Annotated in this window: 14 protein-coding genes; 10 read left to right on the top strand and 4 right to left on the bottom strand. The window is 61.6% G+C overall.

The annotated features are described in order from the left end of the window. Positions 1-75: 75 nt before the first annotated feature. The 6 genes from HX814_RS00530 (at position 76) to HX814_RS00505 (ending at position 8080) form a co-directional block, all read left to right on the top strand. The gene (locus HX814_RS00530; RefSeq protein WP_177009752.1) at positions 76-1719 is read left to right on the top strand and encodes a GMC family oxidoreductase; all 1644 of its coding nucleotides are present in this window, start codon (positions 76-78) and stop codon (positions 1717-1719) included. 158 nt (positions 1720-1877) lie between these two features. Beyond that, positions 1878-3500 (top strand): MFS transporter, encoded by a 1623-nt coding sequence (locus tag HX814_RS00525; RefSeq protein WP_003211608.1) that lies wholly within the window; start codon positions 1878-1880, stop codon positions 3498-3500. Between the two features lie 235 nt (positions 3501-3735). Continuing rightward, complete coding sequence (locus HX814_RS00520) at positions 3736-5685, top strand: DNA topoisomerase III (protein WP_177009753.1); 1950 nt, start codon at positions 3736-3738, stop codon at positions 5683-5685. A 135-nt stretch (positions 5686-5820) separates the two neighbouring features. Then, positions 5821-6261: a CBS domain-containing protein gene (locus tag HX814_RS00515; RefSeq protein ID WP_177009754.1), complete on the top strand. Its 441-nt coding sequence runs from the start codon at positions 5821-5823 to the stop codon at positions 6259-6261. 14 nt (positions 6262-6275) lie between these two features. Then, positions 6276-7124 (top strand): NAD-dependent protein deacetylase, encoded by an 849-nt coding sequence (locus HX814_RS00510; protein ID WP_134326890.1) that lies wholly within the window; start codon positions 6276-6278, stop codon positions 7122-7124. 626 nt (positions 7125-7750) lie between these two features. Then, positions 7751-8080, top strand: coding sequence for a hypothetical protein (locus tag HX814_RS00505; RefSeq protein ID WP_003211618.1), 330 nt, complete (start codon positions 7751-7753; stop codon positions 8078-8080). Between the two features lie 64 nt (positions 8081-8144). Here HX814_RS00505 and HX814_RS00500 read toward each other — a convergent pair whose 3' ends face one another. Continuing rightward, a complete protein-coding gene (locus tag HX814_RS00500) occupies positions 8145-9053 on the bottom strand; it encodes a LysR family transcriptional regulator (RefSeq protein ID WP_023658941.1) in 909 nt (302 codons plus the stop codon). 133 nt (positions 9054-9186) lie between these two features. On the opposite strand from HX814_RS00500, the gene HX814_RS00495 reads away from it, so the two are divergent. From HX814_RS00495 to HX814_RS00485, 3 genes are read left to right on the top strand one after another with little or no spacing between them, the layout of a single operon-like run. Beyond that, on the top strand, positions 9187-9885 hold the full coding sequence (locus tag HX814_RS00495; protein ID WP_003211623.1) for a CoA transferase subunit A: 699 nt from the start codon (positions 9187-9189) through the stop codon (positions 9883-9885). Between the two features lie 31 nt (positions 9886-9916). Further along, positions 9917-10576 carry a CoA transferase subunit B gene (locus HX814_RS00490; protein WP_003211625.1) on the top strand — a complete coding sequence of 220 codons (660 nt, stop codon included), beginning with the start codon at positions 9917-9919 and terminating at the stop codon, positions 10574-10576. Positions 10577-10587: 11 nt separating this feature from the next. Next, positions 10588-11769, top strand: a complete 1182-nt coding sequence (locus tag HX814_RS00485) for an acetyl-CoA C-acetyltransferase (RefSeq protein ID WP_003211627.1) — start codon at positions 10588-10590, stop codon at positions 11767-11769. Between the two features lie 60 nt (positions 11770-11829). On the opposite strand, the gene HX814_RS00480 is transcribed toward HX814_RS00485, so the two are convergent. Both HX814_RS00480 and HX814_RS00475 read right to left on the bottom strand, forming a co-directional pair. Next, positions 11830-12249, bottom strand: a complete 420-nt coding sequence (locus HX814_RS00480; protein WP_177009755.1) for a PaaI family thioesterase — start codon at positions 12247-12249, stop codon at positions 11830-11832. A gap of 93 nt (positions 12250-12342) precedes the next feature. Next, the gene (locus tag HX814_RS00475) at positions 12343-13428 is read right to left on the bottom strand and encodes a DUF1615 domain-containing protein (RefSeq protein ID WP_177009756.1); all 1086 of its coding nucleotides are present in this window, start codon (positions 13426-13428) and stop codon (positions 12343-12345) included. 146 nt (positions 13429-13574) lie between these two features. Between HX814_RS00475 and HX814_RS00470 the strand changes: the two genes are divergently transcribed. After that, positions 13575-14189 carry a LysE family translocator gene (locus HX814_RS00470; RefSeq protein ID WP_102369383.1) on the top strand — a complete coding sequence of 205 codons (615 nt, stop codon included), beginning with the start codon at positions 13575-13577 and terminating at the stop codon, positions 14187-14189. Positions 14190-14313: 124 nt separating this feature from the next. On the opposite strand, the gene hemB is transcribed toward HX814_RS00470, so the two are convergent. Then, positions 14314-15288 carry a porphobilinogen synthase gene (hemB, locus tag HX814_RS00465; RefSeq protein WP_003211635.1) on the bottom strand — a complete coding sequence of 325 codons (975 nt, stop codon included), beginning with the start codon at positions 15286-15288 and terminating at the stop codon, positions 14314-14316. Positions 15289-15301: the final 13 nt, after the last annotated feature.

Raw genomic sequence — 15301 nt, 5'->3', positions numbered from 1 at the left:
GGTAAAAACTAACATTTTTAAGACGAAAACTAACAACTAGGATGGGACCAATAAGAAAAACAAGCGAGGTCACAGATGCATTCTGCAGCTGCTGAATACGATTACGTGGTGGTAGGCGCCGGCCCGGCGGGCTGCCTGCTGGCCAATCGACTGTCTGCCAACCCTGCCCATCGCGTGTTGCTGCTTGAAGCAGGCGGTCGCGATAACTACCCCTGGATCCATATTCCCGTCGGCTACCTGTTCTGCATCGGCAACCCGCGCACCGACTGGTGCTTCAAGACCGAAGCCCAGGAAGGCCTGCAAGGCCGTGCGCTGAGCTACCCGCGCGGCAAGGTGCTGGGCGGGTGCTCGTCCATCAACGGCATGATCTACATGCGCGGCCAGGCCCGGGATTACGACGGCTGGGCCGAGGACAATCCCGGCTGGGCCTGGAAGGATGTGCTGCCGCTGTTCAAGCAGAGCGAAAACCATTTTGCCGGTGCCTCGCAATTTCACAGTGACGGCGGTGAATGGCGGGTTGAGCAACAGCGCCTGCACTGGCCGATCCTCGATGCGTTTCGTGACGCGGCGCAGCAAAGCGGTATCGACAGCATCAGCGACTTCAACCAGGGCGACAACGAAGGCTGTGGCTATTTCCAGGTCAATCAGAAATCCGGCGTGCGCTGGAATGCGGCCAAGGCGTTTCTCAAGCCGATCCGCCAGCGGCCCAACCTGACGGTGATGACCGAGGTTGAAGTCGACCGCGTACTCCTGGAGAACGGCCGCGCGGCGGCGGTGGTTGCTCGCCAGCAAGGCCAGCCAGTCACGTGGCGGGCGCGCAAGGAAATCATCCTGTGCGCCGGCTCCGTCGGTTCGCCCGGCATCCTGCAACGCTCCGGTATCGGCCCCTCCAGCGTGCTCAAGCCTTTGGGCATCGATGTGCTGCACGAGTTACCCGGCGTGGGCGGCAACCTGCAGGATCACCTGCAACTGCGCCTGATCTACAAGCTGGAAAACGCCCGCACCCTGAACCAGATCGCCGGCACCGTGTGGGGCAAGATGGGCATGGGCCTGCGCTACCTGTACGACCGCAGCGGCCCGTTGTCCATGGCCCCCAGCCAGCTTGGCGCGTTTGCCCGCTCCGGGCCGGAGCAGACGTCGGCCAACCTCGAATACCACGTGCAACCGCTGTCCCTGGAGCGCTTTGGCGAACCACTGCACGGGTTCCCGGCCTTCACCGCTTCGGTGTGCGACTTGCGCCCGCAAAGCCGTGGCCGCATCGACATTCGCTCGGCCAACCCGGCAGACGCACCGCTGATCCGCCCCAACTACCTCAGCCATCCGGAAGACCTGCGGGTGGCCGCCGACGCCATTCGCCTGACCCGACGCATCGTCTCGGCGCCGGCCCTGAAGCAATTCAACCCGGTGGAGTACCTGCCCGGCGCAGAACTGCAGACGGACGAACAGCTGCAGGAAGCCGCCGCCCGCATTGGCACCACGATTTTCCATCCAGTGGGCACCTGCCGCATGGGCAGCGACAAGGACGCGGTGGTCGACGCCCAACTGCGAGTGCACGGGGTTCCCGGCCTGCGCATCGCCGACGCGTCGGTCATGCCCCGCATCACTTCAGGCAACACCTGCTCACCGACGCTGATGATCGCGGAAAAAGCCGCGCAGCTTATCCTTTCGCCGAACACAAGGAGCCTCGCCCCGGAGAAAGAACTGACCTTACCGGCTTGACCTGCAGGACCCCGGCTTGCCGGCGGTGGCGTTTTCAAGCGTTGTGCACAGCTTGAGAGCGCCATCGCCGGCAAGCCGGGCACCTACAGGGGAATAGCGGCGCCGATGTGGCGCCGACAGTGGAACAACAATAAATAATCACTGTGAGGGCTACCCAAATGTCAGAACACGCTCAACCCCTGGGCTCCGCCACCAAGGCGCGAGACAGCAACGACACACAGAAAGTCATCTTCGCCTCTTCCCTCGGGACGGTGTTCGAGTGGTATGACTTCTTCCTCTACGGCGCACTCGCGGCGGTGATCAGCAAGCAGTTCTTTGCCGGGGTCAACGACACCACGGCGTTTATCTTTGCCCTGATGGCCTTCGCCGCCGGCTTTGTGGTGCGCCCGTTCGGCGCGCTGGTGTTCGGTCGGCTGGGTGACATGATCGGGCGCAAGTACACCTTCCTCGCCACCATCATCCTGATGGGCCTGGCGACTTTCTGCGTTGGCCTGCTGCCGACCTATTCGAGCATCGGTATTGCCGCACCGATCATCCTCGTCGCGCTGCGCATGCTCCAGGGCCTGGCGCTGGGCGGCGAGTACGGCGGCGCAGCCACCTATGTGGCCGAGCACGCCCCGGCGGGCAAACGCGGCTTCCACACCAGCTGGATTCAATCCACCGCGACCCTCGGTCTGTTGCTGTCGTTGCTGGTGGTGCTGGCGTGCCGTTACTTCACCGGCGACCAATTCGAAGTGTGGGGCTGGCGCCTGCCGTTCCTGCTGTCGATCGTGCTGTTGGGCATCTCCACCTGGATCCGCCTGAGCCTGCACGAGTCGCCGGCGTTCCTGAAAATGAAAGAGGAAGGCAAGGCCAGCAAGGCGCCGATCCGCGAATCCTTCGGCAAATGGGAAAACCTCAAGATCGTGCTGATTGCGCTGTTCAGCATCAACGCCGGCCAGGCAGTGACGTTCTATGCCGCGCAGTTTTATGTGCTGTTCTTCCTCACACAGTTTTTGAAGATGGATCCGGCACTGGCCAACATGCTGCTGATCATCAGCGTGGTGATTGGTGCACCGTTCTTCATCTTCTTCGGCTGGCTTTCGGACAAGCTGGGGCGCAAGCCGGTGTTGATGGTCGGCCTGCTGCTGGCCACCGCGCTGTACTTCCCGATCTTCAAGGGCCTGGCGCACTACACCAACCCGGCGATGGACCACGCCAGCCGCCAGTCGCCGATCACCGTATTGGCAGACCCGGCCACCTGCACCTTCCAGTTCGACCCGGTGGGCAAGGCGCGTTTTGACAGCCCCTGCGACAAGGTCAAGACCTTCCTGGTGAAACAGGGCCTGCCGTACGAAAGCGCGGCCGCCCCGGCGGGCAGCGCGGTGCAGGTGAGCGTGGGTGATGTGCGTATTGACGGTTACGACGAAGCCGCCCTGAAAGGCGCGGTGACCCTGGCGGGTTATCCGCAATCGGCTGATGTGGCCCAGGTCAACAAAACCATGGTGGTGGTGCTGATTGTCGCGCTGATCCTGATCGCCGCCATGTGCTACGGCCCGCTGGCAGCGCTGATGGTGGAGCTGTTCCCGACACGCATCCGCTACACCTCGCTGTCGCTGCCATACCACATCGGGAATGGCTGGTTTGGTGGCTTCCTGCCGACGGTGTCGTTTGCGCTGGTGGTGTACACCGGGGATATTTTCTATGGGCTGTGGTACCCGGTGGTCATTACCGGGGTGAGCCTGATCGTGGGGCTGATTTGCCTGAAAGAAACCAAGAACGTCGATATCGACAATAACTAAACGTCGATCCGGCCGACGCTGGAGTTTCAGTGTGGGAGCGGGCTTGCTCGCGAAAGCGGGGTGTCAGTCGCCGGATAGGTTGACTGATACACCGCGTTCGCGAGCAAGCCCGCTCCCACATTGGGTTTAGCACCAGACACACAAATTGCTGTATATCCATCCAGATAAAAGTTGCCCAATTCTGATTTATTGCTCATCCTGCTCCCCATTCAATTGCGTAGCGAATGTGGTGACCATGCGGCTGTTCCTCTGTGAAAAACCGTCCCAGGCCAAGGATATCGCCGCCGTGCTCGGCGCGACCCGGCGTGGCGACGGTTGTTGGCTGGGTTCAGGCGTGACGGTGACCTGGTGCATCGGCCACCTGCTGGAAACCGCCCCGCCCGACAGCTACGACGCCAAGTACAAGCGCTGGGTGCTGGCCGACCTGCCGATCATCCCCGAAAAGTGGAAGATGCTGGTCAAGCCCAAGACTGCCAGCCAGTTCAAGGCGGTCAAGCGTCTGCTGGGGGAAGCCCAGGAATTGGTGATCGCCACCGATGCCGACCGTGAGGGCGAGATGATCGCCCGTGAGCTGGTGGAGCATTGCCGTTATCGCGGCCCCATCCAGCGGCTATGGCTCTCGGCGCTCGACGATGCGTCGATCCGCAAGGCCCTGGCCTCGTTGAAGCCCGGTGCTGAAACCTTCAGCCTCTACCATTCGGCCCTTGGCCGCTCCCGTGCCGACTGGCTGATCGGGATGAACATGAGCCGCCTGTTTACCCTGCTGGGCCAACAGTCCGGTTATCAGGGTGTGTTGCCGGTTGGGCGTGTGCAAACCCCGACCCTGCGGTTGGTAGTAGACCGGGACCGCAGCATTGCCGACTTTGTACCCGTCGCCTATTGGGCCATCGATGTGGACCTGCTCCACGACAACATCACCTTCACTGCGCAATGGCGCGCGACCGAAGATGCCTGTGACGATCAGGGCCGTTGCCTCAATCCGGAGCTTGCCCGGGACGCGGCCAACGCCATGAGCAACGCCGCCAGTGCGCGACTGGTCAAACTGCGTACCGAGCGGATGCGCGACGTGGCGCCCCTGCCCTTCGACCTCGGCACCTTGCAGGAAATCTGCTCGAAAAAGCTCGGCCTCGGCGCTCAGGAAACCCTGGATGTTGCGCAGTCGCTCTACGAAACCCACAAAGTGATTACCTACCCGCGCAGCGATTGCGGCTACCTGCCCCTTAGCCAGCACGGCGACGCGCCGAAAATCCTCGCGGCGCTGGGCCGGGCCGATCCGGCAGTGTACGCGTTGATGCCGCACATGGACCCACAACGCCGCTCACGGGCCTGGAACGACGCCAAGGTCAGTGCGCACCACGGCATCATCCCAACCGGCGCCGGCAAGGATGTCGGGCAACTGACCGGCAAGCATCGCGCGGTATACACCCTGATTCGCGCCCGCTACCTCGCACAGTTCCTGCCCAACCACGAATACGACCGCACCCAGGCAGACTTCGACTGCGCCGGGGAAGCCCTGCGGGCAGTTGGCAAAGTCATCGTCGAGCCTGGCTGGAAACGCGCATTGCCGGAAGCATTGGCGCCGGCCAAGGGCCGTGAAGCACCTGCGCCGCAGTCCTTGCCAAAACTGGTTCAAGGTCAGGATTACGCCGTGGCCAAGGTCAACCTCAAGGACCTGTGGACCCAGCCACCCAAACCCTTCACCGAAGGCGACCTGATCAAGGCGATGAAAAACGTCGCCAAGCTGGTGGAAGACCCGCTGCTCAAGCAAAAGCTCAAGGACACCACCGGGATCGGCACCGAAGCCACCCGCGCCGGGATCATCCAGGGCCTGCTGGACCGCGGCTACCTGGTGAAAAACGGCAAGGCGCTGTCGGCAACACCCGCCGCGTTCAGCCTGATTGATGCAGTGCCACGGGCAATTGCCGACCCCGGTACCACCGCTATCTGGGAGCAGGCACTGGACATGGTACAAAGCGGCGAGATGAGCCTGGAAGAGTTCGTCGCCAAACAGGCGGCATGGATGAGCAAACAGGTGACCCGCTGCACTGGCATGCGCCTGACCATCAGCGGCCCGGCCAGCCCGGCCGGACGTGGCGCCACACCGTGGAAAAACAAACGCAAACCGGCCAAGCGCAAGACGGCCACCAGCCCGAAGCGGGCGGCGAAACCGGCAAACAAGGGCTGAGAAGCACTAAGAAATCGCGACAATGACGTTTTTCGACGGGATGTATGCCGCTTTGGACCTTGCCCTGCTGCAGGCCATCCAGGATTCTGTAGGGCCTGCTAACCTCCCAACAATAACAACACCGGAGTGGCCTCCATGAAAACCGTTGCCCAAGTGCTGAAGTCCAAAGACCAGCATAACCATCAAGTCCACACCATCCCCCACGACCATACGGTATTTGAGGCCTTGATCGTGATGGCTTCGAAAAACGTCGGGGCCTTGCCAGTGCTCCAGGACGGCAAGGTGGTGGGCATCATCAGTGAACGAGACTATGCCCGCAAGGTCATCCTCCATGGATTGTCTTCGGTGAAGACCAAAGCCCACGAGATCATGAATTCACCGGTGATCACCGTCGACACTCACCAGACTGTCGAGACGTGCATGACGATCATGACCGACCGACATCTGCGGCACCTGCCTGTGGTGGAGAATGGCGAACTGCTTGGCTTGCTGTCCATCGGCGACCTGGTCAAGGAAGCGATTGCCGAACAGGCAGACCTGATCAAACAGCTGGAGCAGTACATTCGCGGCGAATAATCATTGGGGAACCCATGCTCGATACCCTGCAACATCAAGTCGATAACCAGCTCGACAACCTGCACCGGGCCATGGCCGAACGGCGCTTCCTGGTGCTGACCGGTGCGGGTATCAGCACCTCTTCGGGGATTCCCGATTATCGCGACAGCGAAGGCGTGCGCCGGGGCAAGGCGCCGATGATGTACCAGGAGTTCCTGGCAACCCCGCAGGCGCGCCGCCGCTACTGGGCGCGGGCGATGCTCGGCTGGCCGAGGGTGCGTGTCGCGCAGCCGAACGCGGCGCATATCGCCCTGGCCACTCTGCAGCAACGCCAGCGCATTACCGGGCTGATCACCCAGAACGTCGACACCCTGCACGACCAGGCTGGCAGCCATGATGTGATCGAACTCCACGGCAGCCTTCACCGGGTGCTGTGCCTGGATTGCCAGCAGACCAGCGAGCGGGACCTGATCCAGCGCCAAATGGAAGCGGAGAATCCGTACCTGGCGGGTGTGGATGCCGTTCAAGCCCCCGACGGTGACACCCTGCTGGACCCGGCCTTTGAAGGACGTTTTCAGGTGCCCCGCTGCCCCCATTGCGGTGGGCAACGGTTGAAGCCGGATGTGGTGTTTTTCGGTGAGAACGTCGCCCAGGGCACGGCAGCCAAGGCGATGGCGGCGGTGGATGACGCAGAAGGATTGCTGGTGGTGGGTTCGTCGCTGATGGCGTATTCAGCGTTTCGGTTGTGCAAGGCGATGGTCGAGCAAGGCAAGCCCGTGATTGCCATCAATCTGGGCAAGACACGGGGCGATGAGTTGCTGCAACTCAAGATCGAAGCCTCCTGCGAACGTTTGTTGCCGTTGCTGGCAGAACGCCTGGGATAGCCCAATCCTGCTTTTCTGTGGCGAGGGAGCTTGCTCCCGCTGGGCTGCGCAGCAGCCCCAAAACCGACAACCGAATGATTCCTGCAGAACCGCAGTCAGCCTGGTGGGGGCGCTTCGCACCCCAGCGGGAGCAAGCTCCCTCGCCACAAAAAGCCCCCGGATCCCGCGACCTGCCCGCACAAAAAGTGACGCCCAAGTCACGTTTTCCGCTCACACCCCCGCCCTGCAAGGATTTATGTAGTGCTGAAAAATAATCACTACATAATCGTTGACGTAACCGTTTTGTAATTGCATGATTCAAGCGTCTCCCGGATCGGGAGCGTTGGTAACACGCGTTTTGAACAAGCTCGTCTGACCGCCGAGCTGTTTTTTCCGGATGTGCACTGCCCACAAGGCAGATTGATGAAGCTGACCGGCCCGAAAGGATCGGTACAAGGAGCTCAAACGCTGCTTGTCTTCGTTATGAAACCATTGCGTAGCAGGTCATCAGCAAGACTACATGCATCGGTTCAAGACCCTGCCCGTATTCGGCAGACAGTCGCTGACGCCCGGTTTTCTGAGCCGGAGACAACTTAGTAGTTTTAACGGATCAACTAGAGATCGCCAACTGGTCAAGGGGCTTACACATGAATCTGAACAACCAACCAACTATCGATGAATTGGCTGAGATGTTCGCAGCGCAGAAAGACACGCTCGACGACCATATCCTCTGGATTGGTAAATCGGGCCAGGTCCATATTGACTGCCTGGCGCCCCACACCGTGGAAGAAGAGTTCGACAGGAATAACCGTGAACTGGCAGCGCGCCTGAAGATGTACCGCCGCGGCCAGGGTTATGTCGGCAAGAAAGCCGCCGCCGATCGCAACTTTATCGAGCAGGTCTTCCATACACTTAATACCGAGTGGCAGAACCTTAAAGGCCATTCGCAAGTTAAGGTGATCGACAGATACTGCTGATAACTACGCACTTATCACTTAAGCCTGCTCGCTTAAAACGAGCAGGCTTTTTTATGGCCGACGGTTATTGCAACAACGCCGGGAAACGCCCCTTCCCCGCTTCATCGCAAAAAATATCAAACATGGCCTGGGCCGCCGCTGAAAGTTCGTGGCCGGGCTTGGTCAGTACACCAATCGGCCGTTCGATCACCGGATCGCTCAAGGTGATGCAATGAGCGCCTGCTTCCTGCATTTGGCGTGCACACAACGCCGGCACTGCACTCACGCCCAAGCCACTGGCAACCATCTTGCCCACCGTCGCCAGTTGATGGCTCTCCAGGGCTACGGGCAGCTTCAGGTCCAGCGCCTTCAGGTGTTCTTCAAGCATCACTCGTACCGTGGACGGGCGCTGCAAGGTGATGAAGGGTTGTTCCAGCAGGGTGTGCCAGGCGATATCGGAGCGGCGTGCCAATGGCGAGTCACCGGGCACCACCGCCACAAAGCGGTCCACATACAGCGGGGTGAACACCAGCGATGAGCTTTCCGACGGTTCAAACGCCACGCCCAACTCCACTTGGCGATCGCGGACCATTTCCAGCACCTGCTCGTTGATCACGTCATTCACCGTTACGTTGACCTGGGGATAGCGCGCGCGAAAAATCTTCAGGATCGGTGGCAGCAGGTTTCCGGCAAACGACGGCATCGCCGCCACCGTTACCCGCCCGCGCTGCAGGGTGAAACGCTGGCGCAACTCATCCTCGGCATTGTCCCAGTCGGCGATCAAGCGCCGGGCCAGGGGCAGCAGGGATTCGCCTTCAGGGGTCAGCGCGACATTGCGCGTATTGCGGCTGAACAGGCGCCCGCCCAGGCCTTCTTCCAGGCCTTTGATGGTCAGGCTCAAGGCCGACTGGGAAAGATGCAAACGCTCACAAGCGGCCGCAAAGCTCAAGGTCTGGGCTACGGCAAGAAAGGCGCGCATCTGTTTAACTGTCATGAAGCTTCTCTCGATGACTGAGGACTATGCTGTTTTTTAAATCAATCAACCTTAAAAAACAACTTAACAAATCAATCCGTCGGCGCAACACTCGGTTCATATGGCTGGCCCACAAACAATAAAAGAGGTGCATATGGCAGGTTTTGATAAACGTGTAGCGTCCTATGAAGAGGCGCTGGCAGGCCTGGAAGATGGCATGACGGTTCTTGCCGGTGGTTTTGGCCTGTGCGGCATCCCGGAAAACCTCATTGCCGAAATCAAGCGCAAGGGCACCCGCAACCTGACCGTGGTCTCCAACAACTGCGGCGTCGACGGCTTCGGCCTGGGCCTGCTGCTGGAAGGCAAGCAGATCCGCAAGGTCTTCGCGTCCTACGTCGGTGAAAACGCGCTGTTCGAGAAGCAACTGCTCAGCGGCGAAATCGAAGTGGTCCTGACGCCCCAAGGCACCCTCGCCGAAAAACTGCGCGCAGGCGGTGCCGGCATCCCGGCCTTCTTCACCGCCACCGGCGTCGGCACGCCAGTCGCTGAAGGCAAGGAAACCCGCGAGTTCAACGGTCGCCCGTACCTGATGGAAGAATCCATCACCGGCGACTTCGCCATCGTCAAAGGCTGGAAAGCCGACCACTTCGGCAATGTGATCTATCGCCATACCGCCCAGAACTTCAACCCGCTGGCCGCCACCGCCGGCAGGATCACCGTGGTCGAAGTCGAAGAAATCGTCGAACCGGGCGAGCTGGACCCGGCGCATATCCACACCCCAGGGATCTACGTCGACCGGATCATTTGCGGCACCTTCGAGAAGCGCATCGAACAGCGCACCCTCCGCAAATAATCCACCAGCCCAAATAATAAGGAGACAAAAAATGGCTCTTACCCGCGAACAAATGGCTCAACGCGTCGCCCGCGAAATGCAGGACGGTTTCTACGTCAACCTCGGCATCGGCATTCCGACCCTGGTGGCCAACTACATCCCAGAGGGCATGGAGGTCATGCTGCAGTCGGAAAACGGCCTGCTGGGCATGGGTCCGTTTCCTACTGAAGAAACCATCGATGCCGACATGATCAACGCCGGCAAACAGACCGTCACCGCGCGCATTGGCGCGTCGATCTTCTCCTCGGCCGAGTCCTTCGCGATGATTCGCGGCGGCCACGTCGACCTGACCGTGCTCGGCGCGTTTGAGGTCGATGTACAAGGCAACATCGCCTCGTGGATGATCCCCGGCAAGCTGGTCAAGGGCATGGGCGGCGCGATGGACCTGGTGGCCGGTGCCGAGAACATCATCGTGATCATGACCCACGCGTCCAAGGACGGTGAATCCAAGTTGCTGAGCCAATGCAGCCTGCCGCTGACGGGTGCCAACTGCATCAAGCGCGTGCTGACGGACCTGGCCTACCTGGAAATCGAAAATGGCGCTTTTGTCCTCAAGGAACGCGCACCTGGCGTCAGTGTTGAAGAGATCGTCAGCAAGACAGCCGGTAAACTGATCGTCCCGGACCACGTTCCAGAAATGCACTTCCAGTGAGGACAGATTCCATGCAAGACGTCGTGATTGTTGCTGCCACCCGCACCGCCGTGGGCAGCTTCCAAGGTTCGCTGGCAAGCATCCCGGCCCCGGAGCTGGGGGCTGCGGTGATTCGTCGCCTGCTGGAGCAGACCGGCATCGACCCGGCACTCGTGGATGAAGTGATCCTTGGCCAGGTGCTCACCGCCGGCAGCGGCCAGAACCCGGCCCGCCAGGCCTCGATCCTCGCCGGCCTGCCCCACGCCGTGCCGGCGCTGACCCTGAACAAGGTCTGCGGCTCGGGGCTCAAGGCCCTGCACCTGGGCGCACAAGCGATCCGTTGCGGCGATGCCGAGGTAATCATCGCCGGCGGCATGGAGAACATGAGCCTGGCCCCGTACGTATTGCCGGCCGCCCGCACCGGCCTGCGCATGGGCCATGCGAAGATGATCGACAGCATGATCACCGACGGTCTGTGGGATGCGTTCAACGACTACCACATGGGCATCACCGCCGAGAACCTGGTGGACAAGTACGGCATCAGCCGTGAAGCCCAGGACGCCTTCGCCGCCGCCTCCCAGCAAAAAGCCACGGCGGCCATTGAAGCCGGGCGTTTCAGCGATGAGATCACGCCGATCCTGATTCCCCAGCGCAAGGGCGACCCGGTGGCCTTCGCCGTGGACGAACAGCCACGGGCGGGCACCACCGCCGAATCCCTGGCCAAGCTCAAGCCGGCCTTCAAGAAAGACGGCACGGTCACCGCCGGCAATGCATCCAGCCTCAACGACGGCGCGGCTGCCGTGCTGCTGATGAGCGCGGACAAAGCCAAGGCCCTGGGCCTGCCGGTACTGGCACGCATCGCCAGCTACGCCAACGCCGGCGTCGATCCCGCGATCATGGGCATTGGCCCGGTATCGGCCACCCGCCGCTGCCTGGACAAGGCCGGCTGGAGCCTGGGCGACCTGGACCTGATCGAAGCCAACGAAGCCTTTGCCGCGCAGTCACTGGCGGTGGGCAAAGAGCTGGAATGGGACGCGGCCAAGGTCAACGTCAACGGCGGCGCGATTGCCATCGGCCACCCGATTGGCGCGTCAGGCTGCCGTGTGCTGGTGACCCTGCTGCATGAAATGATCAAGCGTGACGCCAAGAAAGGCCTGGCCACCCTGTGCATCGGTGGCGGGCAAGGTGTAGCCCTGGCCCTTGAACGCAGCTGATTTCAAAGAGCAACATGGAAAAGGCCCGGTTCCACGAAAACCGGGCCTTTTCTTTATCGGTCAGTCCCGCGCCTGGGGCACCGCAAACACCGCATTTGCCCGCACCACCACCTTCTCCCCGACCTGCACGCTGACCGTGGCAAACGCCATCTGCCGCCCGCGCTTGTGATGCTCCAGACGCACCTCGACCCACTCCCCTACCTGCACCGCGCCGAGATAGTCCAGGGTCATGCTCGCCGTGATCAACGGCAGCGGCGGCTCGCTGGAAAACGCCATGGCGTAGCCCATGCCCACATCCGCCAGGGTGGCCAGCACGCCACCGTGCACGGTGCCGCGTCCGTTGGCGTGGCGGTTGTCGGCGCGCAGGCCGATTTCCAGCTGCAAGCCTTCACCTCGGCTATACACCGGGCCAAGCAGGTCCAGGAGTGGGCTGCTGCGACGCAGCGGGGTAAAGCCTTCGGGGGTGGCATGGGCAGTCATGTCAGGTTCTTCCTTGGGGACAAGGCTGGAGGTGTATCCCACCGCAGCCATCCGGACCATCAACATCAGCCCGGTAAATCCCCGGTGATAAGCCTAACGCTTCATGCAGCGCTGATAACGCTCATCCACGCGCTTGGCAAACCAGGCCGTGGTGAGGTTGCGGGTGATCTTCGGGCTTTTCAGCACGATGCCCGGCAGGATCGCCCGCGGCACCGGTTTGCCGGCGGCCTTGTCGGCCAGGGCGAACACCCGCTGGTACAGGGTAGTGTCTTCAAAATCCAGGCGCTCGCCCTGCTCCAGCTGGCTGCGGATGCTCGGGTTGCGCATGTCCAGCGCCTTGCCCAGAGAGCGCACTGCCAGCTCCGTGGTGCCCGGCAGGAACGAGCCGTAGTTGATCAGGTCGCCATCCAACGCCAGATTGGCGCCCGAGACTCGGCTGACCGCTGCCTGGAATGCGGCGTTGCGGCTGGCGTACCAACCGGCATTGAAATCGGCGAAGCGGTACAGCATCTGGTCGTAGTGCACCGGGTAACCCAGCAAATGGGTGATACCAAAGTACATGCCGCCTCGGCGAGTAAACACTTCCCGGCGGATGCTGCCATCCACGGTGTAGGGATAATCCCGGGCCTGCTTCTGTGCGAAGTCGATGCTGACCTGCATCGGGCCGGCGGTATGCACCGGGTTGAAGCCGCCAAACAGCGTATTGCCCAGGGGCACAACACTGATGAAGTCATCAAAGATTCCACTCAAATCCCGCTCGGTGCGCGCAGCGTTCAAGCGCTCGGCGTAGGACTTGCCGGTGGGCGAGCGCAGTTGCAGTGCCGTGCGCACCAATACCGCTGGCACATGGACTTTAGCAGCGCGCCGCAGGATCTCGTCCTGGGCGATCTTGCCCATGTTCGGGACCGGCGGGTCGACCTGATAGGTGGACTCCTGCTCGGTCACGGCCAATACCGCGCATATGTTCTCCGTACCGGGGTAGATTTTCTGCGTGTTGAAGGCGGTGTAGATGTCCTGGGCCCAGCCGCCACGATCCGGCACGCTGGCCGGCATCAGCCGCACGATCTGCGCTTTCACCTCGGCTTCGCTGCGCTCCGGCAGTTGCTGGGTGCGCTGGCTGGAGCAGCCGGCCAGTACCAATAAGGTGGTAAGGCACAGGATGAGGCGAGATGAACGCATGGGGCTTCCTTGGGCGACAATGGGCCAGTCTTGGCAGATATCGACCGGTAAGTCTAACCGGGGTTCGCCGACCTGCCGCACTCGCCAAAAAAACCGCAACGTGAAAGGATCAGGCTCCCATCGTTCCTACAAGGAGTTTGAATGCCATGCTTAGCCTGAACTTCCTGATCACCTGCCTGATCGTCGTGCTCATTCCCGGCACCGGCGTGATCTTCACCGTGTCCACCGGACTGACCGCCGGCAAGCGCGCCAGTGTGTTCGCCGCGCTGGGCTGCACCGCCGGGATCGTTCCGCACTTGTTGGCCTCCGTGCTTGGGCTGTCCGCCCTGCTGCATACCAGCGCCCTGGCGTTCGAAGCCCTCAAGTATGCCGGCGCCGCCTACTTGCTGTACCTCGCCTATGCCACCTGGCGGGACCGCTCGGCCTTTGCCATGAACGACGCACCGACGATTTCCAGCGCCCACAGCCTGATGGTGCGAGGCCTGTTGCTGAATATTCTGAACCCCAAGCTGACGATTTTCTTCCTGGCGTTCCTGCCGCAATTCGTCACCCCGGGCGCGGGCGCACCGGCCCTGCAAATGCTGTTGCTGAGCAGTGTATTCATGGCGATGACGTTTGCGGTGTTTGTGATTTATGGCCTGCTGGCCAATGTGTTCCGCCGCGCGGTGATCGAATCGCCACGTGTACAGAACTGGCTGCGCCGCAGTTTTGCAGCGGCGTTTGCGGGGTTGGGGCTGAACCTGGCGTTTGCCCAGCGCTAAGTTTCAAGCAGCCGCGAACAGCCTTCTGTGGCGAGGGAGCTTGCTCCCGCTGGACTGCGCAGCAGGCCCATTTTCAGGGCCGCTGCGCGCCCCAGCGGGAGCAAGCTCCCTCGCCACAGGTTACTTAGATCCCGGCAAGTGCCAGGTCCATCGCGAAGTAGGTGAAGATCAAGTCCGCACCGGCGCGCTTGATCGAGCCCAGGGTTTCCCGCACTACGCGGGCTTCGTCGATCGCGCCCGCCTGGGCGCCGAACTTGATCATCGCGTACTCGCCGCTGACCTGATACGCCGCCACCGGCAAACGCGAGGCTTCGCGGATGTCGCGGATGATGTCCAGGTACGCGCCGGCCGGCTTGACCATCAGCGCGTCCGCACCTTCCTGCTCATCCAGCAACGATTCGCGCACCGCTTCGCGGCGGTTCATCGGATTCATCTGGTAGCTCTTGCGATCGCCCTTCAGCGCGCTGCCGCCGGCTTCGCGGAACGGGCCGTAGAGGGCCGAGGCGAACTTGGTGGAATAGGCCATGATCGGGATATGGCTGAAGCCTGCTTCATCCAGGGCCCGGCGAATGGCCTGGACCTGCCCGTCCATCGCGGCAGACGGCGCGATCACATCGGCACCGGCACGAGCGGCAGCCACAGCTTGCTTGCCAAGGTTGACCAGGGTGCGGTCGTTGTCGACTTCGGCGCCGTGCATCACGCCGCAATGGCCGTGGTCGGTGTACTCGCAGAAGCAGGTGTCGGACATCACGATCATTTCCGGCACCGCATCCTTGATGATCGAGGACATGCGCGACACCAGGCCACGCTCTTGCCAGGTGTCACTCCCCGAGGCGTCCAGGTGGTGGGACACACCGAAGGTCATCACCGACTTGATCCCGGCTTTCGCATAGCGTTCGATCTCGCCGGCCAGCTTCGACTCGGGAATGCGCTGCACCCCGGGCATGCTGGTGATTGGCACGAAGTCGTCGATTTCTTCTTCAACGAAGATCGGCAGCACCAGGTCATTGAGGGTGAATTCGCTTTCCTGGAACAGGCCACGCAACTCCGGGGAGCGGCGCAGGCGGCGTGGACGGGCTTCGGGGAACTGGCTGGACATTGATGCTCCTGAA

Source organism: Pseudomonas sp. C8002 (genome assembly GCF_013385765.1).
Taxonomy (GTDB): domain Bacteria; phylum Pseudomonadota; class Gammaproteobacteria; order Pseudomonadales; family Pseudomonadaceae; genus Aquipseudomonas.
Note: the sequence above shows the minus strand (reverse complement) of the source record. Positions and strands in the feature narration are given on the sequence as shown.

What these genes read in the sequence shown, in the direction of transcription:
- HX814_RS00525 (WP_003211608.1), top strand. Translation starts at nt 1,878, where the DNA reads ATGTCAGAACACGCTCAACCCCTGGGCTCCGCCACCAAGGCGCGAGAC.
- HX814_RS00470 (WP_102369383.1), top strand. Translation starts at nt 13,575, where the DNA reads ATGCTTAGCCTGAACTTCCTGATCACCTGCCTGATCGTCGTGCTCATT.
- HX814_RS00495 (WP_003211623.1), top strand. Translation starts at nt 9,187, where the DNA reads ATGGCAGGTTTTGATAAACGTGTAGCGTCCTATGAAGAGGCGCTGGCA.
- hemB (WP_003211635.1), bottom strand. Translation starts at nt 15,288, where the DNA reads ATGTCCAGCCAGTTCCCCGAAGCCCGTCCACGCCGCCTGCGCCGCTCC.
- HX814_RS00515 (WP_177009754.1), top strand. Translation starts at nt 5,821, where the DNA reads ATGAAAACCGTTGCCCAAGTGCTGAAGTCCAAAGACCAGCATAACCAT.
- HX814_RS00505 (WP_003211618.1), top strand. Translation starts at nt 7,751, where the DNA reads ATGAATCTGAACAACCAACCAACTATCGATGAATTGGCTGAGATGTTC.
- HX814_RS00500 (WP_023658941.1), bottom strand. Translation starts at nt 9,053, where the DNA reads ATGACAGTTAAACAGATGCGCGCCTTTCTTGCCGTAGCCCAGACCTTG.
- HX814_RS00480 (WP_177009755.1), bottom strand. Translation starts at nt 12,249, where the DNA reads ATGACTGCCCATGCCACCCCCGAAGGCTTTACCCCGCTGCGTCGCAGC.
- HX814_RS00530 (WP_177009752.1), top strand. Translation starts at nt 76, where the DNA reads ATGCATTCTGCAGCTGCTGAATACGATTACGTGGTGGTAGGCGCCGGC.
- HX814_RS00475 (WP_177009756.1), bottom strand. Translation starts at nt 13,428, where the DNA reads ATGCGTTCATCTCGCCTCATCCTGTGCCTTACCACCTTATTGGTACTG.
- HX814_RS00520 (WP_177009753.1), top strand. Translation starts at nt 3,736, where the DNA reads ATGCGGCTGTTCCTCTGTGAAAAACCGTCCCAGGCCAAGGATATCGCC.
- HX814_RS00485 (WP_003211627.1), top strand. Translation starts at nt 10,588, where the DNA reads ATGCAAGACGTCGTGATTGTTGCTGCCACCCGCACCGCCGTGGGCAGC.
- HX814_RS00490 (WP_003211625.1), top strand. Translation starts at nt 9,917, where the DNA reads ATGGCTCTTACCCGCGAACAAATGGCTCAACGCGTCGCCCGCGAAATG.
- HX814_RS00510 (WP_134326890.1), top strand. Translation starts at nt 6,276, where the DNA reads ATGCTCGATACCCTGCAACATCAAGTCGATAACCAGCTCGACAACCTG.